This is a genomic window from Glutamicibacter endophyticus, assembly GCF_048457885.1.
Classification (GTDB): Bacteria; Actinomycetota; Actinomycetes; order Actinomycetales; family Micrococcaceae; genus Glutamicibacter; species Glutamicibacter endophyticus.
On record NZ_CP174200.1, the window covers coordinates 1310002 to 1331725 of the forward strand.

Annotated in this window: 17 protein-coding genes and 1 tRNA gene; 14 read left to right on the forward strand and 4 right to left on the reverse strand. The window is 65.3% G+C overall.

All coding sequences use genetic code 11. The features are described from left to right. Positions 1-29: 29 nt before the first annotated feature. From ACJD00_RS06240 to ACJD00_RS06255, 4 genes are all read left to right on the forward strand, one after another. Complete coding sequence (locus ACJD00_RS06240; RefSeq protein WP_418908954.1) at positions 30-1388, forward strand: hemolysin family protein; 1359 nt, start codon at positions 30-32, stop codon at positions 1386-1388. Beyond that, positions 1385-2446, forward strand: a complete 1062-nt coding sequence (locus tag ACJD00_RS06245) for a hemolysin family protein (RefSeq protein WP_418908955.1) — start codon at positions 1385-1387, stop codon at positions 2444-2446. Before ACJD00_RS06240 ends, ACJD00_RS06245 begins: the two co-directional genes overlap by 4 nt. Before the next feature lie 216 nt (positions 2447-2662). Then, positions 2663-3499: a metal ABC transporter ATP-binding protein gene (locus ACJD00_RS06250; RefSeq protein ID WP_418908956.1), complete on the forward strand. Its 837-nt coding sequence runs from the start codon at positions 2663-2665 to the stop codon at positions 3497-3499. Beyond that, complete coding sequence (locus ACJD00_RS06255; protein WP_418908957.1) at positions 3496-4323, forward strand: metal ABC transporter permease; 828 nt, start codon at positions 3496-3498, stop codon at positions 4321-4323. Before ACJD00_RS06250 ends, ACJD00_RS06255 begins: the two co-directional genes overlap by 4 nt. Before the next feature lie 28 nt (positions 4324-4351). On the opposite strand, the gene ACJD00_RS06260 is transcribed toward ACJD00_RS06255, so the two are convergent. Further along, a complete protein-coding gene (locus ACJD00_RS06260) occupies positions 4352-4738 on the reverse strand; it encodes a Fur family transcriptional regulator (protein ID WP_418909315.1) in 387 nt (128 codons plus the stop codon). A 151-nt stretch (positions 4739-4889) separates the two neighbouring features. On the opposite strand from ACJD00_RS06260, the gene ACJD00_RS06265 reads away from it, so the two are divergent. From ACJD00_RS06265 to ACJD00_RS06275, 3 genes are read left to right on the forward strand one after another with little or no spacing between them, the layout of a single operon-like run. After that, positions 4890-5582: an MBL fold metallo-hydrolase gene (locus tag ACJD00_RS06265; RefSeq protein WP_418908958.1), complete on the forward strand. Its 693-nt coding sequence runs from the start codon at positions 4890-4892 to the stop codon at positions 5580-5582. Next, positions 5579-6442 carry a sulfurtransferase gene (locus tag ACJD00_RS06270; RefSeq protein ID WP_418908959.1) on the forward strand — a complete coding sequence of 288 codons (864 nt, stop codon included), beginning with the start codon at positions 5579-5581 and terminating at the stop codon, positions 6440-6442. The genes ACJD00_RS06265 and ACJD00_RS06270 overlap by 4 nt, the downstream gene beginning before the upstream one ends. A 49-nt stretch (positions 6443-6491) precedes the next feature. Further along, a complete protein-coding gene (locus tag ACJD00_RS06275) occupies positions 6492-6920 on the forward strand; it encodes an HIT family protein (RefSeq protein ID WP_418908960.1) in 429 nt (142 codons plus the stop codon). Here the strand turns inward: ACJD00_RS06275 and hrpA are convergent. After that, a complete protein-coding gene (hrpA, locus tag ACJD00_RS06280) occupies positions 6917-10861 on the reverse strand; it encodes an ATP-dependent RNA helicase HrpA (RefSeq protein ID WP_418908961.1) in 3945 nt (1314 codons plus the stop codon). The two genes, ACJD00_RS06275 and hrpA, sit on opposite strands and share 4 nt — an antisense overlap. A 438-nt stretch (positions 10862-11299) precedes the next feature. On the opposite strand from hrpA, the gene ACJD00_RS06285 reads away from it, so the two are divergent. From ACJD00_RS06285 to ACJD00_RS06295, 3 genes are all read left to right on the forward strand, one after another. Beyond that, entirely contained in the window at positions 11300-12283 is a 984-nt protein-coding gene (locus tag ACJD00_RS06285; protein WP_418908962.1) for an ABC transporter substrate-binding protein, read from the forward strand. A gap of 109 nt (positions 12284-12392) precedes the next feature. Continuing rightward, on the forward strand, positions 12393-13313 hold the full coding sequence (locus ACJD00_RS06290) for an ABC transporter permease (protein ID WP_418908963.1): 921 nt from the start codon (positions 12393-12395) through the stop codon (positions 13311-13313). Continuing rightward, positions 13306-14097 (forward strand): ABC transporter ATP-binding protein, encoded by a 792-nt coding sequence (locus tag ACJD00_RS06295; protein WP_309407753.1) that lies wholly within the window; start codon positions 13306-13308, stop codon positions 14095-14097. Before ACJD00_RS06290 ends, ACJD00_RS06295 begins: the two co-directional genes overlap by 8 nt. A gap of 98 nt (positions 14098-14195) precedes the next feature. Here the strand turns inward: ACJD00_RS06295 and ACJD00_RS06300 are convergent, their stop codons facing one another. Together ACJD00_RS06300 and ACJD00_RS06305 are read right to left on the reverse strand one after the other, a co-directional pair. Further along, positions 14196-15878: an HNH endonuclease signature motif containing protein gene (locus ACJD00_RS06300; protein WP_418908964.1), complete on the reverse strand. Its 1683-nt coding sequence runs from the start codon at positions 15876-15878 to the stop codon at positions 14196-14198. A gap of 114 nt (positions 15879-15992) precedes the next feature. Further along, positions 15993-16065 (reverse strand) — tRNA-Arg (locus tag ACJD00_RS06305). 147 nt (positions 16066-16212) lie between these two features. On the opposite strand from ACJD00_RS06305, the gene argS reads away from it, so the two are divergent. Genes argS through thrC form a run of 4 tightly spaced genes read left to right on the forward strand, consistent with a single transcriptional unit; the run spans position 16213 to position 21668 of the window. Next, positions 16213-17856, forward strand: coding sequence for an arginine--tRNA ligase (gene argS / locus ACJD00_RS06310; protein ID WP_418908965.1), 1644 nt, complete (start codon positions 16213-16215; stop codon positions 17854-17856). Between the two features lie 2 nt (positions 17857-17858). Continuing rightward, entirely contained in the window at positions 17859-19283 is a 1425-nt protein-coding gene (lysA, locus tag ACJD00_RS06315; RefSeq protein WP_418908966.1) for a diaminopimelate decarboxylase, read from the forward strand. After that, entirely contained in the window at positions 19280-20569 is a 1290-nt protein-coding gene (locus tag ACJD00_RS06320) for a homoserine dehydrogenase (RefSeq protein WP_418908967.1), read from the forward strand. Before lysA ends, ACJD00_RS06320 begins: the two co-directional genes overlap by 4 nt. A 1-nt stretch (position 20570) precedes the next feature. Then, positions 20571-21668 carry a threonine synthase gene (gene thrC / locus ACJD00_RS06325; protein WP_418908968.1) on the forward strand — a complete coding sequence of 366 codons (1098 nt, stop codon included), beginning with the start codon at positions 20571-20573 and terminating at the stop codon, positions 21666-21668. Positions 21669-21724: the final 56 nt, after the last annotated feature.

A 21724-nucleotide genomic window follows, 5' to 3' on the forward strand; every position in this document is an offset into this window, starting at 1 on the left:
CCCAGCATTGGCGGCGGTACTAGACGCCGATGGACTGGTTATTTCTCCTTTTTGGACTCTTACTCATTCTGGGCACCGGTTTCTTCGTTGCCGTCGAATTCTCATTGGTCGCCCTCGATAAGGCGACGGTCCAGCAAGCGGTGGATGCCGGCGATAACGGCGCCAAACCGCTGCTTCAGTGCCTAGGCACGCTTTCCACCCAGCTGTCCTCCTGCCAGCTGGGCATTACCTTGACCACATTGCTCACCGGTTACGTGTTGGAACCGGCGTTGAGTTCGCTGCTCTCGCCGCTGCTGACGGCGGTGAACCTCGGTGAGGCCTCCTCGACGGCCCTGTCGCTGGTGGTTTCGATGGTTTTGGCCACACTGCTCTCCATGCTGATCGGCGAGCTGGTTCCCAAGAACCTATCCATCGCCAAGTCAATGGCCGTCGGCCGGGCCTTGGCGCGTCCGCAGCTGGTGTTTACCGCCGTATTCAAGCCGGCCATCGCCCTGCTCAACGGCTTCTCCAACGCGGTGCTGCACCGCTTCTTCGGCCTGGAGGCCAAGGAGGAAATTTCCGCCGCGCGCAGCGCCCAGGAGCTTGCCTCGCTGGTGCGCCGTTCGGCCGAGCTGGGCACCTTGGACCTGCAGACCGCACGCTTTGTGGAGTCCACCATCGAATTTTCCGAGCGGACCGCTGCGGACGTGATGACCCCGCGCACCTCGCTGAGCACCATTGACTCGCAGGCCGCGCTGTCGGAACTGATTGCGATGAGCGCCGAAACCGGTTTCTCGCGCTTCCCGGTCACCGAGGGCTCCACCGACGAAATCCAGGGCGTCTGCCATGTGAAAAACATCGTCTCGGTGCCCCGTGAACGCCGCGGGGCGCTGCAGGTCGGCGAATTCGCCAAGGATCCGCTCTACGTGCCGGAGACCATCCACCTGGACGTCTTGCTCGAACAGTTGCGCGAGGCCGAATATCAGCTGGCCATCGTGATGGATGAATACGGGGGAACGGCAGGCTTGGTCACCCTCGAGGACCTTGTCGAAGAGATCGTCGGGGAGGTATCCGACGAACACGACGAGGACGAGGAGCTGGCCGTGCATGAGCCCGGTGGTTCCTGGCTGCTGCCCGGAATGTTCCGCCCCGATGAGGTCAACGAGCTGCTCGACGACGAAGTGATCGCCGATGATGCGGCCTACGACACCGTCGGCGGTTACATGCTGGCCGAACTGGGCCGCGTTGCCGAGCTGGGGGATGAGGTCATCGCCGAGTCCGGACGGTTCGCCGTCACCGAGCTCGATGGTCGACGCGTGGCCTGGGTGCGCTTCACCCCGGCCCCGTCGCCGGATGACGCCGCGGCCGAGGACGACGCCAGCTCGTCGAGTGAGGGGGAGTCGGCATGAGCGACGTCATGGGATTGATTTGGCTCGTAGTGCTGTTGGCGGGCAACGCCTTCTTTGTCGCCGGCGAATTCGCGGTGATGAGTGCCCGACGTTCGCAGATTGAGCCGTTGGCCGACGAGGGCAATCGCCGGGCAAAGGTTGCCTTGTATGCGATGGAGCATGTCTCGGGGATGCTGGCGGTCTGCCAGCTGGGCATCACCGTCTGCTCGCTGCTGATCTTGAATATTTCGGAACCGGCCATTCACCACTTGATCGGCATCCCGCTGCATGCCGCGGGCGTGCCCAGCGCGGCGGCGGACACCGCAGGCTTCCTCATCGCCCTGGTGCTGGTGACCTTCCTACACGTGACCTTCGGCGAAATGATCCCGAAGAACGTGTCGGTGTCGGTTGCCGATAAGGCCGTGCTGCTTCTGGCCGCGCCGCTGGTGGGGCTGTCCAAGGTGCTCAAGCCGCTGATCGTCCTGCTCAACGGCTCGGCGAACCTGGTGCTCAAGGCCTTTGGCGTGCAAGCCCAGGATGAGGTCTCCTCGACCTACACCGCCGCCGAGGTCCGCTCGATTATCGACACCTCGCGCCAGGAAGGCACGCTAGAGGATGAGCACGCCTCGCGGCTGCGCATGGCGCTGGAGTTCTCCAGTGTCACCGCCCGCACCGCGATGGTGCCGCTGGATGACCTGTTCACCCTCGAGCGCGGCCAGTGCACGGCCCGCGACTTTGAGAAGAAGGTGTCCAAAACCGGCTTCTCGCGGCTGCTGGTCACCGAGCAGGAGATTCCGGTGGGCTACTGGCATGTGAAAGATGTCATGTTGGTCGACGACGCGCACGCCACCGAGCCGATGCTTGACGTGCCCACCCGCGCCCTGGGCCGGGTGGGGGCCGATGAGGAGATCGAGCAGGCGCTGCAGAGTATGCGTAGCGGCGGCAATCACCTCTCGGCGGTGGTCGACGAATCCGGCGCCACCATCGGCGTGCTCTTCCTGGAGGACGTGATCGAGGTGCTCGTCGGCGAGATCAGCGACACCACCAAGAAGCGCCACGCCCCGCGCCAAGAACGCTAGCGGTTACCGTTAGGCGCCGGCCCGTCGTCCATCCTTGGTGGGCGGCGGGCCGTCGCGTCGTGTAATGCGAACGAATCTCATTTGCGCTAGACTTTTAGCCGCACCCCTGCTCGCCGATGACGCCACTCGCGGCGCCGGCGGCCGGTGCCTAAGCCTTTGTACGGCCCGCCAACCCTGATCGGTGCAGGCGGACCAACTTGAGTTGGGGAACCACATATGAACAGCACACCCATCGTGTCCTTTAACGACGCGCGCCTGGCCTTCGGCGACCGCGTCTTGTGGGATGAGCTGAACTTACAGGTACGCCCCGGCGAATTTATCGCCGTGCTAGGCCCCAACGGGTCGGGCAAAACCAGCTTCATCAACACGATGCTCGGCACCACCACGCTGAACTCTGGCTCCGTGCACATTGCCGGCGAGCCGGTGCGCCGCGGCTCCGACCTCGTCGGGCTCATCCCGCAGCAGCGCCCCTTCGGCGACAACGTGCCGCTCAGGGCCCGAGACCTGGTGGCGCTTGGCGTCGACGGCACGCGATGGGGTGTGCGGCTCAGCCGCCGCGCGATCCGCACCCGCGTGGCCGAACTACTTGAGCTGGTCGGCGCCACCGGCTATGCCGACCGCGTGGTGTCCGAGCTTTCCGGCGGTGAGCAGCAACGCCTGCGCGCCGCCCAGGCGCTAGCCGGCGAGCCGAAGGTGCTGCTCTGCGACGAGCCGCTGCTGAGCCTGGATCTGCACCACCAGCAGGCCATCAGCCAGGTGATCCACCGCCAGGCCGCGGACCGGCAGGCGGCGGTCATCTTCGTCACCCACGAAATCAACCCGATCCTGCCCTTCGTCGACCGCGTCCTCTACCTCGCCGGGGGCCGCTTCCACCTCGGAACCGTCGACGAGGTGATGCGCTCCGAGGTGCTCAGCGAGCTCTACCAGGCACCGGTGAAGGTGCTGCGCGTCGACGGGCAAATCATCGTCGTCGCCGGACAGCCCTCGCTGGATGACTGCGGCCCACATACACACCATCACGGCGCGAACCGCGCGGAGCAGGAGGGGCGATGAGCTTCGAGAATTACGCCGAGCTGCTACCGCTGGTCACCAACTCGCTGATTGCCGGGGCCGCGCTGGGCCTGGTGGGCGGCGTGATCGGCATCTTCGTGATGATGCGCGATATGGCCTTCGCGGTGCACGGAATTGCCGAGCTGTCCTTTGCCGGGGCCGCCTTTGCGCTGCTGATCGGCGCCGACGTCGTCACCGGCTCGGTGATCGGTTCGCTGGTGGCCGCGCTGGTGCTCGGGGTGCTGGGCACCCGGGCGCGCGATCGGAACTCCATCACCGGTGTGCTCATGCCCTTCGGGCTCGGGCTGGGCATCTTGTTCTTGGCGCTCTATCAGGGGCGCAGCGCCAATAAATTCGGCCTGCTCACCGGGCAGATTGTGGCGGTGGACGACACCCAGCTCGGTGCCATGCTCTTCTTGAGCGTGCTGGTGCTTGGCGCCCTGGTTCTGATGTGGCGTCCGCTGATGTTTGCCTCGGTGGACCCGGTGGTGGCCCGCGCCCGCGGTGTGCGCACCGGCGGGCTGTCCATCGCCTTCATGGTGGTGCTCGCCCTGGCCGTGGCGATGGCGATCCAGGTGGTCGGCGCGTTGCTGGTGTTAGCCCTGCTGATCACCCCGGCGGCGGCCGCGCTGCGTGTGGGGCGCACGCCGCTGAGCACCGTGGTGCTGTCGGTGGTTTTCGCGCTGAGCGCCGTGCTGGGCGGTATTCTGCTGGCCTTGGCCGGTTCGCTGCCCATCAGCCCCTATGTCACGACGATTTCCTTCGTGATCTACCTGGTCTGCCGCGTGGTGGAAAAGCTGCGTTCGGTGCAGCGCCACCAGGTCTAGGCCAGAGGTAGGGGGTCTGCCTGGCGGGTTACTGGGCTAGCTCCTCGCGGCAGCTGGCGCAGAGCCCGTAGATCTCCACGGTGTGCTCGGGGTCGCTGAAGTCGTGCTCCTCGGCCACGCGGGCGGCCCAGCGCTCCACCGCGGGGGCCAGCACCTCCACGGTCTTCGAGCACCGGCGGCACACCAGATGGTGGTGGTGCCGTTCGGTTTCGCAACGGCGGAAACGAGCCTCTCCGTCGCCCGAGCGCAACACGTCGACCAGCCCGTCGTCGGCCATCGACTGCAGTAGCCGGTACACGGTGGCCAGCGACACCTTCCGTTCGGCGTCCTGCAACCAGCGGTGCAATTGCTGCGCGGTGGCGAAGTCGTCGACCTCCGCCAGGGCCTCGGCCACGGCCAGCCGCTGCTTGGTCATGCGGGTTTCGCTCTGCGCCTTCACTGCTGCTTCATCCTTCGCTGTTGCTCGCCCGCGCCGGCTGTGGCCCGTGCCCCTCAATTTTAGCCAATCCGACGCCGCTTAGGTGCGTTGACTAGCACACCGCGTGCCGCGAGCCTACGCTAGTGTCATGCGCATCACAAGCCACGGACACTCCTGCATCACCGTTACGACGGTGGATGGCGCGATCCTTCTGGACCCGGGATCCTTTAGCCAGCTGACCAGTGACGATCCGCCCGGCACCGTGTTCGACGGTGTCGACGCGGTGCTGATCACGCACCAGCATCCGGACCATGTGCACAGCGCGTCGGTGCTCGAAGCGGTGCTGGACAATCCCACGCTGGAGGTGTTCGCCCCGCAGGTAGTTGCACTGGGCCTGCGCGAGCAGCTCCCACCGGCCTCGCGCTCCCAGGTGCGAGCCGTCGCTGCGGGCGCCGACTTCACCGCCGGAGGCATCCAGGTGCGCGCCCTGGGCGGCACCCACGCGACCATTCACCACAGCATCGAGCTGGTGGCCAACCTGGGCTACGCGCTGGGGCAGGGGGAGGTGTTCCACCCCGGGGACAGCTACCAGGTTCCGGTGGGGCTCAACCCGCAGGTGCTGCTGCTGCCGGTGATGGCCCCATGGGCCAAAATGGCCGAGGCGGTGGACTTCGCGGTGGCCACCGGCGCGAAAACCTGGGTGCCAATTCACGACGGGCTGCTCAACGAGCGCGGCCTGGAACTTTTCGACCGCCAAATCGGCGGCCTCGCCACGGCCCACGAACGAACCTACCGCCGGCTGACCCCCGGCGTCAGCTACACGATTGAGGACCTGAGATGAGCAACCCACTGATCAGCGCCGCAGAGCTACTGCAGCTAGTGAACGCCCCCACCCCCAATCTGGTGTTGCTGGATGTGCGCTGGGTGCTGGGACGCACCGACAACGTCGAACAGTACCTGGCCGGGCACCTGCCCGGAGCAGTCTTCGTCGACCTTGAACGCGAACTGTCGGGCCGCACCGGGGAGCACACCGGCCGCCACCCGCTGCCGGACCCCGAGGATTTCCAGGCCGCCGCCCGCCGCTGGGGGATTGAGGACGACGCGCAGGTGGTGGTGTACGACGACGCCGGGGCGCTGGCCGCCGCCCGTTGTTGGTGGCTGCTGCGGCACGCCGGGTTCACCTCGGTGCGGGTGCTCGACGGTGGGCTGGAGGCGTGGCGGCAGCTCAAGGGCCCGCTGGAGCTCGGACCGGTCGAACCCACCCCGGGGCAGGTCAACCTCTCCTGGGGTGCCATGCCGGTGCTGGAGCACGAGCAACTCGAGGGGTACTCCGGGGTGCTGATCGACTCGCGGGCCACGGCCCGCTACCTCGGCATTGAGGAGCCGGTCGACCCGGTGGCCGGGCATATTCCCGGCGCGCTGAACCGGCCCACCACCGATAACCTCAACTCCGAGGCGCACTTTCGTTCCAGCAGCGAGCTGCGCGAGGCCTTTGGCAGGCTCGGGGTGCCGCAGGCCGGATCGGAGCAGCCCGGCGCGGCGGCCTACTGTGGTTCGGGGGTTACCGCCGCTCACCAGGTGCTGGCCGCCGAACTAGCCGGGCTACCCCTGGCGCTCTACCCGGGCAGCTACTCGCAGTACGTCTCCTACCCGCAGGCGCCGGTGGTGACCAGCGACGAAAAGCACCGCGACCGGCGGTAGGATCGAACTCGCCGCCTCGCCGCGGTCGACGAACCACAGAAAGGTCCTTATGAGCACGCTGTTCACGAAAATTATCGACGGTGAGATCCCCGGTCGCTTCATTTGGCGCGATGAGACCTGTGTGGCCTTCCTATCCATCGGGCCGCTGTCCGACGGACACACCTTGGTGGTGCCGCGCGCGGAGATCAACGAATTCACCGACGCCGATGACGAATTGCTGGCCCACCTGATGAAGGTTTCGGCCATCATCGGTCGGGCGCAGAAAGAGGCCTTCGGCTCGGCCCGCGCCGGGCTGATGGTCGCCGGTTTCGAGGTCCCGCACCTGCACGTGCACGTCTGGCCGACGAACTCGCTGGCCGATTTCGATCTTGCCAACGCCGATACGAACCCGGACCCCGAGCGCATGGAACGCAGCGCGCAGCGTTTGCGCGCGGCATTGCGTGCGGCCGGGGCCGGTGAGCACGTTCCCGAGGACTAGAGCTCGGCCAGCCCGTCCTTAATGGCCTTGCGGATGCGCTTCTCGCTCACGGAATACGCGGTGCCCAGCTCCTGGGCAAAGAGCGAGATGCGCATCTCCTCGAGCATCCACTTCACCTCGGCCAGTGCCGCCGGTGTGCGCGTGCCGGAGGGTACCCGCTCCAGGGCCGCGTCGTACTCATCCTCAAGCCGCTGGATGATCGCCAGACCCTGCCCGTCGCGGGTCACCGCCCCGCCGGCGAGCTTTTGCAAGCGCACCTCAATGGCTTGCAGATACACCGGCACGCGCACCAGATGCCCGGCACCGGTGGCGGCGATAAACCCGGGATAGATCAGCTGCTCGAGCTGCGAACGGATATCGTTCACCGCTTGGAACATGGCCAGCGAGGCACCGGACTTCAGCTGCTTGGCAATCCGGGTGGAAATGGCGAAAATCTTCGCCACCACCGCGGTGATCGAAAAGACCGTGTCGATCTGGTCCGCGCGCACCGACTCGAAGAGCGCCTCGAAGGCCGCACGGTCCATGGGCAGGTCGGCCGGCACCAGCCGGTCCACCGCCGCCCGCGTGCAGTCGGCGATCAGCGAGTCGACCGAGCCGTGCGGATTCTGGCTGAAGGCCAAACGTTCGGTATTGCTCAGGTGTTCGAGCACGAACTTTTGCGTGGACGGCAGATGCAACATCAGCAGCCGGATGACCCCGCCGCGGTGCGCCGCATCGCGTTCGCTGGCACTGCGGAACACCGTCAAGCGCACGCTGTCGCCCTCGTCCACCAGTCCGGGGTAGGCGGTGACCTGCTGACCCATCACATCGGTGGTGACCTTCTCGGGGATCCGGCCCTCGGACAGCTCCGGCCAACTACTCAGCCCCGGCTGCTCCCAGCCGGTGGACTTCGTGGCGCCGCCGCCCTTGCCGCGGGCGCCACGCCCCGCGGATTTGCCCTTGGCCGCCGCACGCGCCGCCCCCGAAGGCTTGCCCGGCTGGGCCGTTGCCGAACCTCCGGAAACCTCGGTCGCCAGCGCCGCACGGTTAGCCGCGGCAAACCGGTGCTGCAACGCCGGAAGGTCGCGGCCGCTGCCTAGCACCTTGCCGCGCCCGTCGAGCACCTCGAAGCCGAAACGCAGGTGCGTGGGCAGTGCGTCCAGATCGAAGACCGCAGGGTCGACGACGATGCCGCGCAACCGGCGCAACACCAGGGCTAGCGCCTCGGTCAGCTCGTCGGTGGCCGGATCAAAGTCGGCGTTCAGCTGCTCCAGCGCCTGACGTGCCACATCGGGGGCGGGCACGAAATTCTTGCGCAACGCCTTGGGCATGGAACGAATCAGCGCGGTGAGCAACTCGTGACGCAACCCGGGGATCAGCCAGCGGAACTGGCGTGGTTCGAGCTGGTTGAGGAAGACCACCGGCACCTGCAGGCTCACCCCGTCGCCCTCACCGGGCGCCGCCGTCGGGTTGTATTCGTAGTGCAGCGGCAGATCGACGCTGCCGTGGCGCCAGACGGTGGGGAAGTCCTCGGTGGCTAACTGCTCGGCGTCGGCCTCGAGCAGCGCTTGCGGGTCAAAATCCAGCAAGGCCGGGTCGTTGGCGCGCGCCGTTTTCCACCAGCGGTCAAAGTGCCGTTCGGAGTAAATCTTCTCCGGTAGCCGGGCGTCGTAGAAGGCGAAGAGATCGTCGTCGCTCACCCGCAGGTCATGACGTCGCAACCGCGTTTCGAGCTCCTCCACCTCCGCCAGGGCCTTGCGATTACGTTCGAAGAAGCGGTGGTGGGTGCGCCAGTCGCCCTCCACCAAGGCGTGGCGGATGAACAGTTCGCGGGCCACCGCCGGGTCTACCCGCCAGTAGTGAATGCGACGTTGGGGCACCACCGGTAGCCCAAAGAGCGTCACCTTCTCGTAGCCCATCACCGAACCATTGCGCCGTGACCAGTGCGGTTCCGAGTAGCTACGCTTGAGCAACGGCGCGGCGACCTCTTCGATCCACGCCGGATCGATGGCGGCCACGGTCCGCGCCCACAGCCGCGAGGTTTCCACCAGTTCGGCGGCCATCACCCAGCTGGGCGACTTCTTGAACAGGCCGGACCCGGGGAAGATCGCAAAACGGGTGCCGCGGGCGCCCTGGTAATCGCGTTTGCGTTCGTCGTAGAGCCCGACGTGGCCCAGCAGGCCGGTGAGCAGACTGATATGCACCTGATCCTCATTGGCGGCCGGGTCAATGGCGGCCGCGGCCACCGTAATGCCCAGCGACTTGGCCAACTGGCGTAGTTGGGTAAACAGATCCTGCCATTCACGCACGCGCAGATAGTTGATGTGTTCGGCGCGGCACAGCCGACGGAACGCCGAGGAGGAAAGCTCGCGCTGCTGTTCTTGCAGGTAGGCCCAGAGGTTCAGCAATGAGATGAAGTCCGACTTCTCGTCGGTGAAACGACGGTGCAGTTCGGCGGCACGTTCCCGCTGCCCGGTGTCTTCGCTGGGGCGCTCCCGCGGGTCTTGAATGCTCAAGGCGGCGGTGAGCACCATCAACTCCTTGGCCACCCCGCGCTCGGCCGCCTCGAGGAGCATCCGCCCCAGTCGCACATCCAGCGGCAGCATCGCCAGTTTGCGGCCGATCTCGGTGACCTGCGCCTTGGCGCCGCCGTCGAGCGCACCCAGCTCACGCAGCAGATTCGCACCATCGGAGATCGCCCGCGACTCGGGAGGTTGCACGAAGGGGAACTCCGCGACCGCCTTCGCATCGGGCACCACGCCTAAGGAAATCATTTGCAGGATGACGCTTGCGAGGTTGGTGCGCAGAATTTCCGGATCGGTGAACTCCGGGCGCGACTCGTAATTGGACTCCGCGTAGAGCCTGATGGCAATGCCAGAGGAGACGCGGCCGCAACGACCCGAACGCTGGTTGGCGCTGGCCTGAGAGATGCGTTCAATAGGTAGGCGCTGCACCTTGGTGCGGTGCGAGTAGCGCGAGATGCGCGCGGTGCCGGTATCGATCACGTACTTGATGCCCGGGACGGTCAACGAGGTTTCGGCGACGTTGGTGGCCAAGACGATGCGCGGAGCCGAGCCGGGATGGAAGACCTTATGCTGTTCGGCCAGCGAGAGCCGGGCGAACAACGGTAACACCTCGTAGTTCCGCAAGGCGCGAGTCGAACTAATTAGAGAGCGCAGGGCGTCGGCCGCATCGCGGATTTCGCGCTCGCCGGAGAAAAAGATCAGGATGTCGCCCGGCTCTTCACGCGACAATTCGAGCACCGCGTCGGTGACCGCGTCGAGCGGATCACGGTCGTCTTCCAACTCCGAGGCGTCTTCGTCGGCGGTTTCCGCCTCGACCTGCAAGGGACGGTAGCGAAGCTCGACGGGGAAGGTGCGACCCGAGACCTCGAGGATCGGGGCGGGGACCGGATCGCCCTGCGGGTCGGGGGAGGCGAAGTGCGCGGCGAAGCGTTCGGGGTCGATGGTTGCGGAGGTGATGATGATCTTCAAATCAGGCCGCTTGGGCATGATCTGCTTGAGGTAGCCGAGCAAGAAATCGATGTTCAGGCTGCGTTCGTGGGCCTCGTCGATGATGATCGCCGAGTACTTTTTCAGCAACTTATCGCGTTGAATCTCGGCGAGCAGGATGCCGTCGGTCATCACCTTCAGCTTGGTGTTGCGCGAGACTTCACCGGTAAAACGGACGTGGAAGCCGACCTCGTCGCCGATCTTGGTGCCCAGTTCCTCGGCGATGCGCTCGGCCACGGTGCGTGCGGCAAGTCGCCGGGGCTGCGTGTGCCCGATCATCCCGTGCCGTGCCAGACCGAGCTCGAGAAGCATCTTGGGCAACTGAGTCGTTTTACCCGAGCCGGTTTCACCGGCGATGATGACCACCTGGTGTTTCGAGATCGCGTCGATGATGTCGTCGCGGCGAGCGGACACGGGAAGTGCTTCGGGATAAGAGATGCTGATCGCCATGGTAGGGCCCATTCTATGCGCCGGTCTTCGCAGAGCCGACATTCGCCCTGCAAGGGGCAACGACGGGCCGTCGATACGCGCGGTCGATGCCTATCACGCGACGTCCAACAAAGATGCGAAATGGATGTCAAATTTTCCGATTGTCTACCGTTTGCCGGTGCAGTCTGCGTGTTGGAATACAAAAATTCACCGACGTGGTTGGTTTGTGGTCATAATTTCTATCCTCAGGCCTTATCTCGAGACATTTGTCTGTACTCGTGCCACATTCATGGTCACAGTGAGGTCATTCACAGGTAAGATCGTGGGTACCCACTGACGGGGCGGCCGGCTGTTCCCACATGGCCGTATGTCCCATCGTCCGTACCCCGGGCGATGTGCCGCCGGTGGTCATTACTCGCAGGGAACTTGTGAAAGGGACGAAAAGCAATGAAGCGTTTCATGGCGACAAAATTCGCGGCTCTGGCCGCGGCGGGAGCGCTCGCACTGAGCGCCTGCGGTCAAGACGGAGGTTCGTCGGGCGGTGTGCCGGAAGGTGAGACCGTGAAGATCGGCATCGCCCAGTACGTTTCGCACCCTTCGCTGGACGCCGTTGTCACAGGCTTTAAGGAAGGTATGAGCGAGGCCGGCTACGACGCGGGCTCGGTGGAGTACGACTTCGCAAACGCTCAGGCCGACCAGGCCACCAACACCTCCATCGTCGGTAAATTCGCCGCCGATTCGGATATGGATTTGGTGCTGGCCGTGGCCACGCCGACCGCACAGGCCGCCGCACAGTCCATCAGCAACATCCCCGTGGTCTTCTCCGCGGTCACCGACCCGGTCGCCGCCAAGCTGGTCGACTCGCTCGAGGCACCGGGTGGCAACGTCACCGGTACCTCGGATAAGAACCCGGTGCTGGAACAGCTGCAGTTGCTCAAGGAACTTGCGCCGGATGCCAAGAACGTCGGCATCGTCTACTCCTCCGGTGAGGTGAACTCCGCCAGCCAGGTCACCTGGGCCAAGGAAGCCGCCGCCGAATTGGGGCTGAACATCAAGGAAGCCGCTATCTCGGCGCCTAGCGAGGTTCAGCAGGCCGCGAATTCCCTGGACGTCGACGCGTACTACGTGCCAACCGACAACGCTGTGGTTTCCGCTCTTGAAGGCCTGCTGCAAACCGCGCAGTCCAAGAAGGTGCCGGTGATCGCCGCCGACGGTGAGTCCGTGGAACGTGGTGCAACCGCGACCTATGGCATCAACTACGAAAAGCTGGGCAAGCAGACCGCTGCCATGGCCGCCAAGCTGCTCAAGGGTGAAGCCGAGGCCAAGTCCATGCCGGTGGAGACCCTGACCGACGTCGATCTTTACATCAACGAAGGTGCCGCGAAGAAGGTGGGGATTGAGATTCCTGCCGAGCTGAAGGAGAAAGCCGCAGAGGTCTACTAACCCCTGAACGGCGATGACGATCAAGGTGAGGCGAGCTAAGCACGTCGCCTCGCCTTTGTCGTGACCCAACAGCGCAGCAACTTTTCCTCCTCGACGCAAGGATCCCACCATGATCACAGCGGTTGAACTGGGCCTGATTTACGCCATTATGGCCCTAGGCGTCTATCTGACGTTCCGTATTCTTAACTTTCCCGACCTGACCGTCGACGGTAGCTTCACCACCGGGGCGGCCGTCGCCTCGGTCAGCATCGTCAACGGGGTCAACCCCTGGCTAGCGACCGCGCTGGCCTTCTTCGCCGGCATGATCGCCGGCGTTATTACCGGCTTGCTCCACACCAAGGGCAAGATTGACGGTCTGCTCGCCGGTATCCTCACCATGATCGCGCTCTACTCGATTAACCTGCGCATCATGGGCAAGGCCAACGTCCCGTTGCTGGGAGAAGACACCCTGATCAGCCCGCTGCGTCAGGCCGGGTGGCTCGGCTCCGGCCCGGCCATCGGTGTGTTGTTCCTCGTCTGCCTGATTTTCGTGGCAATTATCGTGTGGTTCCTGCACACCGAGGTCGGCATGGCCATGCGTGCAACCGGTGACAACGAGCAGATGATCCGTTCCTTCGGCGTGAGCACCGACAACCAGAAGATCCTAGGTTTGGCGCTCTCGAACGGTTTGGTGGGGCTCTCCGGCGCACTGATCGCCCAGTACCAAGGGTTCGCCGATGTTGGCATGGGCATTGGTCTGATCTTGATCGGTCTGGCCTCGGTGATCGTCGGTCAGGCAATCTTCACCCAGCGCTACATTTGGCTGGCCGCGTTGGCCGTCGTCCTCGGTGCCGTGATCTACCGCCTGGTGATCCAGTTCGCGCTGATGGCCGGCCTGGAAGTCAACGACATGAAGCTGATCTCCGCAATTCTGGTGGTCGTGGCACTGCTGCTACCGCGCTGGAAGGGATTCCAGAAGATGGTCAAGTCTTTCAAGGGCAATAAGCCGCAGGACACCCCGACCAAGGAAGAGGTGAGCAGCAATGCTTGAGATCTCCAATCTTTCGCGGACCTTTTTCCCGGGTACCGTCAACGAGCGCAAGGCCCTGCGCGGAATCAACCTGAACCTTAGTGCCGCGGAGTTCGTGACCGTTATCGGTTCGAACGGTGCTGGCAAGTCGACCATGTTGAACATGGTGGCCGGCAAGCTCCAGCCCGATGTGGGTGCGGTGCGAATCGACGGTAAGAACGTCACCAAACTGGCTGACTACCAGCGCGCCAAATACATTGGCCGCGTCTTCCAGGACCCGATGGCGGGTACCGCACCGAGTATGAGCATCGAAGAGAATATGGCGCTGGCTTACGCCCGCGGTCGTTTCCGCGGGCTCGGACTTGGTGTCGGGGCGCGTCGTCGCAAGCTGTTCATTGATGAACTTGCCAGCCTCGAGCTGGGCTTGGAGCACCGACTGAAGACCAAGGTCGGTCTGCTCTCCGGCGGTCAGCGCCAGGCGCTGAGCCTCCTCATGGCGACCTTCTCACAGCCGAAAATCCTGCTGCTCGACGAGCACACCGCCGCGCTGGATCCGCAGCGTGCGGCCCTGGTGTCCCGGCTGACCGACGAGATCGTGAATCGTCATCAGCTGACCACCTTGATGGTGACGCACAATATGGAGCAGGCCTTGGCGCTCGGCACGCGGTTGATCATGATGCACGACGGTCAGATCATCTTGGATCTCGATGCCGAGGCCAAGTCGAAGATGACCGTTAAGGGTCTGCTGGGCGAATTCGAGAAGATCAAGGGCGCTCAGCTCGATGACCGCACGATGCTGCAGTAAGGCGGCGATGCTCCTGAGATGATCCTCTGCGGGGCCCGGACGGCTGTTAGACGCCGCCGTCGGAAGCAAGACTCGCTTCCGACGGCGGCGTTTCGTCGTTATGCGACCTGCCGCCAGTAGTTATTCCGCCGGGGAATCTGCAAGGGGTCTTGATGGGCGGGGAGCAGAACATGGGGTAGGCCCGCATGTTCGATGACCTGCAGTTGGCCGGCATGTACCGCGTGATGGTGGGCGCTACACAGTGCGCACCCATTGCCGACCGTGGTGTGCCCGCCGTCTTTCCACGATTTCTTATAGTGGTGGGCCTCTAGGTGTTCGACCGGCGCGGTACAGCCCGGGACAATGCAGCCGCGGTCGCGGGCGATGATGGCTTTCTTGATCGGCGGAGGGAAGAGCCGTTGGGCTCGACCCACGTCCAACACCTGACCGCGACCGTTGAGCACCATGGGTACCACCTCGGCCTCGCAGAGCATCTGCCGTAAATCTGCGGGCCCGACGGTCAGCCCATGGGCGGTGATTCCCCGTCCATCGGCCAGGTTGGTGAGATCTTCGAGGTTGATATGCACGATGACTTCGGGGGCAATGCGCCGCGGTGTCGCCGACGGCTCGCTCAGGGCGGCCAACTCCGGGACTGGTGCTAGCTCTGTTGGGTCGTTGGCTTCGCGGGCCCCGGGGAGCACCGCCCCTAATTTGTCGAGCACCGCGTTCAGGCGGCGTTCGGCCACCGTGACTCCCGATTCTGGTGCGGGTTCTGGTTCAGTGGCCGGTGGCGTGCCGAGGTTGGGGGAGGGCTCGTTCACACCGGCCCACTCGGGGGCCGGTTGATCGGTGCTCAGCCACGAGGGCGTGTCCCCATCCGCCGCCTCCGGTTCTTGCCCGGTGGCTAAATTGGTGCGCTGGCGGCGAGCCTCGGCGCCGGCCTGGGTGCGCGGATTATCCGCTTGTGCCATGGCCGATCGAATCAGTTCCGCGCCGGCGGCGGTGGTGTGCAGCGTAAATACGTGCACCGCGCCGCGCGTGGGTCGGGCAAAGAGACCTAGTTCGGGGTCGGACTGTTGCGCCGGTGCCTGCTGCCGAAGGAGCTCGGAAATCTGTTTGGCGGCGGTGCGCGGGTCTTCGCCGTGCAAAAGGTCGGTGGCTCGTTCTTCCACGGTGCGTCCGTCGGGGCAGCGTAGCCACGGTTCACTCGGGGTGCCCTCGGAGATCAGGTCGGGCCCTTCGGCTTTGGCGAGCTTGCGGGCGACCTGGCGCACGGCGCGGGGATCGATATCCGTGGCGTCGAAGCTTTCGGCCAGCTGGCTGTACCGTGCAGTGGTGCCGGTGCCAGCCATGGTGGGGCGCGCCACCAATAGGTGGGCATCGGCGACGCGGGTACGCGCCTCGAAGTAGTCGATATTCAGCCAGCCGGCTAGCAGGTCACTGGTGTCCTGGTAGCAAGACCGCCCGCCGGTGAGCTCGGCCGTGCCCTGGTAGTCGCAGGTGCCCGCGGCTATTTCGTCGTAGGTTTCCGGTGGCAGCGCGTGGGCGGCGCCCAGCTCGGCCGCCGCGGCGCAGCGCAATTGCTCGCGAATTGCGTGTCGGTAAAGTTCTTCGGTGCGCTTAGCATGGGCCAGCAGCAGTCGGGGATCTTCACGTGATTGGACGGCCGCAGCGCACTGTTGCACCAGAGTCAGCGCGAGCTCGTCGAGCTCGGCGAGCAGACTCGTCGCAAGCTCGGGGCCGGACTCGGTGCAGGCCTCGCGGAGGGTGGCGACGGCACCGGCAATGGCGTGAAATTCCATGCCCCGATCATCGGGCAGGGTGAAAGGTGAATTTCCCAGGTGCTGGCGAACTGTGGAGAAGTGGCCACCAGCCCGGCCGCAGGCGGGCCGGGGGAGGATTTTGGGCACAAAAAGTGCCCCCGAAAGGAATCGAACCTTCGACCTTCTGTTCCGGAGACAGACGCTCTATCCACTGAGCTACGGAGGCATGCCGCTGTGCGACGGATATGAGCTTATCAGCTGGTGGGGCGGTTGGCACAATCGGGTCGGAGGGCTGCGTGGCGCCGCCGTTGACGTGAGCGGATTGACGTCATGAAGTGGTCGAATAACCCCTACCATTCGGTATTCTTGAACGGTGACTCCAGAAGAACTCTCCACAGCCATATCCGCATGCCTTACCGAGGCCGTCGCCGCCGGTGAGATCACCGTCGACCTTCCCGACACCGTGCGGGTGGAGCGACCGAAAAGTCGCGAGCACGGGGACTGGGCCACCAACATCGCCCTGCAGCTGGGCAAAAAGGCCGGCATGGCGCCGCGCGACTTCGCTCAGTTGCTCTCCGCCCGGCTGAGCCAGGTCCCCGGGGTGAGCTCCGTGGACATCGCCGGCCCGGGCTTCTTGAACATCACCCTCGACGCCGCCGCCGCCGGCGAGCTGGCGCGCACCATCGTCGAGGCCGGTAGCACCTACGGTCATAACCAGTCGCTGAACGGCCAGATCATCAACATGGAGTTCGTCTCGGCGAACCCCACCGGACCGCTGCATATCGGGCACACCCGGTGGGCCGCGCTGGGCGATGCGATCGCCCGCGTGCTGCGTGCCTCGGGCGCCGACGTGACCAGCGAGTATTACATCAACGACGCCGGCAACCAGATGAACGTGTTTGCCACCAGCGTGTACAACCGAATGCATTCGCTGCCGGTGCCCGAGGGCGGCTACCCGGGCGAGTACATCCAGGAACTGGCCGATATCGTCCTCGAGCAGGCCCCGCAGCTGAAGGACGAGCCGCTTCAAACCGCGCTGCCGCAGATCCGCGAGCTGGCCTATGCCGCGCAGATGGCGGACATTAAGCGGACCCTGGCCGACTTCGGGGTGAGCTTCGACGTGTACTTCTCCGAGGCCACCTTGCACAATGCCGGGGCGGTCAACGACGCGGTGGCGCGCCTGCGTGAACAGGGCCATGTGTTCGACGACGCCGGCGCCGTGTGGCTGCGCACCACCGATTTCGGTGACGACAAGGATCGCGTGATGATCCGTGCCAACGGGGAGCCGACCTACTTCGCCGCCGACGCCGCCTACTACCTGTCCAAGAAGGACCGCGGTTTCGAGCAGAAGATTTACCTGCTGGGCGCCGACCACCACGGATATGTGAACCGGCTGAAGTCCATCGCCGCCTGCGCCGGCGATGACCCGTCGCACAATATTGAGGTGCTCATCGGCCAGCTGATCAGCGTCAACGGCGCGAAGCTGTCCAAGCGTGCGGGCAACATCATCGAGCTGCGCGACCTGATCGAGTGGATCGGGGCCGACGCGCTGCGTTATTCGTTGGCCCGCTACCCGGCCGATTCGCCGATCGCGCTGGATCCGGAGCAGCTGAGGAAGAACAGCAACGACAACCCGGTGTACTACGTGCAGTACGCACATGCACGCTCGCGGGCCGCCGCCCGGCAAGCCGAGGCCAAGGGCGTGACCCGTGGTGAGTTCGACGCCAGCTTGCTGACCCACGCCACGGAGAATGACCTGTTGGCCGTGCTCGGTCAGCTGCCCTCGGTGGTTGCCGGTGCCGCCGAATCGCGCGAACCGCACCGCATTGCCCGCTACCTGGAGCAGGTCGCCGCCGCCTACCACTCCTGGTACGCCGCCACCCGCATCACCCCGGTGGGCGAGGATACCCAGGTCACCGCCGAGCACTCGACCCGCCTGTGGCTTAATGACGCCACCAGCCAGGTACTGGCCAACGGGCTGGGCCTGCTGGGTGTGAGCGCCCCGGAGAAGATGTAGCGATGGCGCGCAGTGCATTAGCCCCGCAGTGGTTGGACTACCCGCAGGACCCGAACGAGCTGGGTCAGGCGGCGTGGGCCGCGTCGGTCGCGCGCGATAGCGGTGGCGAGCTGGCCGTCTCCGGCCTGCCGGTCAGCGAGTTGGCCCGCGAATTCGGCACCCCGCTATTCGTCATGGATGAGCAGGATTTCCGGTCGCGCGCCGCGGATTTCAAGGCGGCCTTTGATGCGGCCTTCGCCGACCTCTGCGGCGGGGTCGACGTGTACTACGCCGGCAAGGCCTTCCTCTGCACGGAGGTGGCCCGCTGGGTGGTGGCCGAGGGACTGCGTTTGGATACCTGTTCCGGCGGGGAGTTGGCCGTGGCGCAGGCCGCCGGGGTGCCCGGTGAGCTGCTGTCGCTGCACGGGAACAACAAGTCGGCCGCGGAAATCACGCGGGCCATTGAGATGGGCGTCGGACGCATCGTCGTCGACTCCCTCGATGAGCTCGAACGGGTGGGCCGACTGGCCACCGGGCTTCAGCAGCGCGCCAAGGTGATGCTGCGGTTGACCCCGGGGGTGCACGCCTCGACCCACGAGGCCATCGCCACCGCCCATGAGGACCAGAAGTTCGGCCTATCGATCCTGTCCGGGCCCGATGGGGTCATTCCGGCGCATGCGGCCATCGACTTTGCGCTGGAACATGAGTGGATCGAGCTGCTGGGCCTGCACGCGCACATCGGTTCGCAGATTTTTGATGCCGACGGTTTCGCCATGGCCGCACGCACCATGCTCGGGGTTCTGGGCTGGGTGCGTGACACCCATGGCGTGCAGCTGCCCGAGCTGGATCTGGGTGGCGGCTACGGCATCGCCTATACCGCGGTGGATACCCCCTCGACGCCGAGCGTCTTGGCCGAGCAGATGGCCGCCGTGGTGGCCGCGCGCAGCGCCGAGCTCGAGCTGGCCGTCCCGCGGATCTCCATCGAGCCGGGGCGCGCGATCGTCGGACCGTCGACCTTCACCCTCTATGAGGTGGGGGTGCGCAAGGATGTGCAGGTTGAGGACGCGGCCGGAAGCCTGCATCCGCGGCGATATGTGGCCGTCGACGGCGGCATGAGCGATAACGCCCGACCGGTGCTGTACGACGCGAATTATTCGGTGGCTTTGGCCTCCCGTATGACGCAGGCGGAGCCGATTATTTCTCGCGTAGTTGGCAAGCACTGCGAGTCGGGTGACATAGTCGTGAAGGATGCCTACCTGCCGGCCGACGTGAGCGCGGGCGACCTGCTGGCCGTGCCGGGGACCGGCGCCTACTGTTGGGCGCTGTCGAGCAACTACAACTACCTGACCCGTCCGCCGGTGGTGGCCGTGCGCGACGGGCAAGCACGTCTGATCGTGCGCAGGGAGACCGAATCCGATTTGTTGGCCCGCGACATGGGAGTTAAATGAGCGGCGAAAAAAGCTTGAAAATTGCCTTGCTGGGTTGCGGCACCGTCGGTGCCCAGGTGGCCCGGATCCTGCGTGAGCAGCGCGAGGAGCTGGCCACCCGCGCCGGCGCGAACCTGGAACTGATTGGCGTGGCGGTGCGCAATATCGGCGCCCCGCGCGATGTCCAGTTGCCGCCCGAGCTGCTGACCACCGACGCCCATGGGCTGATCGAACGCGCCGATGTGGTGATCGAGCTGCTCGGCGGCCTGCAGCCGGCCGGGGATTACATCGCCGCCGCCCTGCGCCGCGGCGCCTCGGTGGTCACCGGCAACAAGGCGTTGATCGCCGCCGAGGGCGCCGCCCTGGCCGAACTGGCCGAACAGAACGACGCGCAGCTGCGCTATGAGGCCGCGGTGGCCGGGGCCATCCCGATTCTGCGTCCCATCGCCGATTCGCTGTCCGGCGACCAGATCACCAAGGTGATGGGCATTGTCAACGGCACCACCAACTTCATCCTCGACGCGATGGATTCCACCGGCGCCCAGTTCGACGACGTGCTCGCTCAGGCCCAGGCGCTGGGCTATGCCGAGGCCGATCCCACGGCCGACGTCGGCGGTCATGATGCGGCGGCGAAGGCTGCGATCTTGGCTTCGCTGGCCTTCCACACCACCGTCTCCTCCGACCAGGTGCACACCGAGGGCATCACCGAGATCACCGCGGAGGACGTTTCGGCCGCGGCCGCAGCCGGCTATGTCATTAAGCTGCTGGCCATTGCGCAGAAGTCCGAGGCCGGCATTTCGGTGCGCGTCTACCCGGCCCTGATTAAGCGTTCGCACCCGCTGGCCAGCGTGCACGAGGCCTTCAACGCGGTCTTCGTCGAGGCGGAAAACGCCGGCGATCTGATGTTCTACGGTGCCGGTGCCGGTGGCGCCCCGACCGCCAGCGCCGTGATGGGCGATGTGGTGGCCGTGGCTCGCCGCGTGGTTTCCGGCGGCCCGCTGCCGGCCTCCTCGCAGGCGCAGTCGGCCACGATGCTGGACTTCACGCAGATCACCACCCGCTACTGGATCGGCCTTTCGGTCTCCGACGAGCCGGGTGTGCTGGCGCGTATCGCCGACGTCTTCGGCAGCCACGAGATCTCGATCGAAGCCATGAACCAGCAGGTGAGCGCCGAGAAGTCTGGTGCTCAGCTACGCATTCTCACCCATGAGGCCTCCGAAGCGGCATTGCAGTCCACGGTGGCTGCCCTGCAGGAGCTGGACGCGGTCTTAGAAGTTCAGTCCGTTCTGCGAGTTGAAGGAAACTAGCATGGCTCACCAGTGGCGCGGCGTAATCCGCGAATATGCCGACCGTCTGCCGGTCGACGAGAACACCCAGGTCGTCACCCTCGGCGAGGGCGGCACCCCGTTGGTGTTCGCACCGGCGCTGTCGAAATTGACCGGCAACGAGGTGTACCTGAAGGTCGAGGGGATGAACCCGACCGGGTCCTTCAAGGACCGCGGGATGACCATGGCGATGACCGCGGCGGTGGCCGCCGGGGCCAAGGCCGTGGTGTGTGCCTCCACCGGTAACACCTCGGCGTCGGCCGCGGCCTACGCCACCCAGGCCGGGCTCAAGTGTGCGGTGTTGGTGCCGGACGGCAAGATCTCCATGGGCAAGCTCTCCCAGGCCGTGGCGCACGGCGCGGATATTTTGCAGGTGGATGGCAACTTCGATAACTGCCTCGAGGTGGCCCGCAAGCTCAGCGAAAACTACCCGGTGTTCCTGGTTAACTCGGTGAACCCGGCCCGTATCGAGGGGCAGAAGACCGGCTCCTTCGAGGTCGTGGACTTCCTGGGCGACGCCCCGGACTACCACCTGCTGCCGGTGGGTAACGCCGGTAATATCACCGCCTACTGGAAGGGTTATAAGGAGTACGCCTCCGAATACACCAACCAGGCCGGTGAGGTACTTGCCCCGGTAGCCACCAAGACGCCGGTGATGTGGGGCTTCCAGGCTGCCGGTGCCGCCCCGATCGTGGCCGGTCACCCGATCACCGAGCCCGACACGATCGCCACCGCCATCCGCATCGGCAACCCGGCCAGCTGGGAGCAGGCCGAGGCGGCGCGTGACGAGTCCGGCGGCTTGATTGACTCGGTCACCGACGAGGAAATCCTCGCCGCACACCGCTGGCTGTCCTCCAAGGAGGGCGTGTTCGTCGAACCGGCTTCCGCCGCCGGTGTTGCCGGACTGCTCAAGCACCACGCCGCCGGGGATGTGCCCAGCGGAAAGAAGATCGTCATCACCGTCACCGGTCACGGCCTGAAGGACCCGAACTGGGCCCTGAAGAACCTTGATGGGTCGGAGGTTGAACCGACCAAGGTGCCCTTCGACGTCGTCGAGGTCGCCGCGGCGCTGGGTCTGTAACCCACGTCGAAGACCATTCGGCCGGGCCCGCGGGCCCGGCCGAACGTTTATCCCCA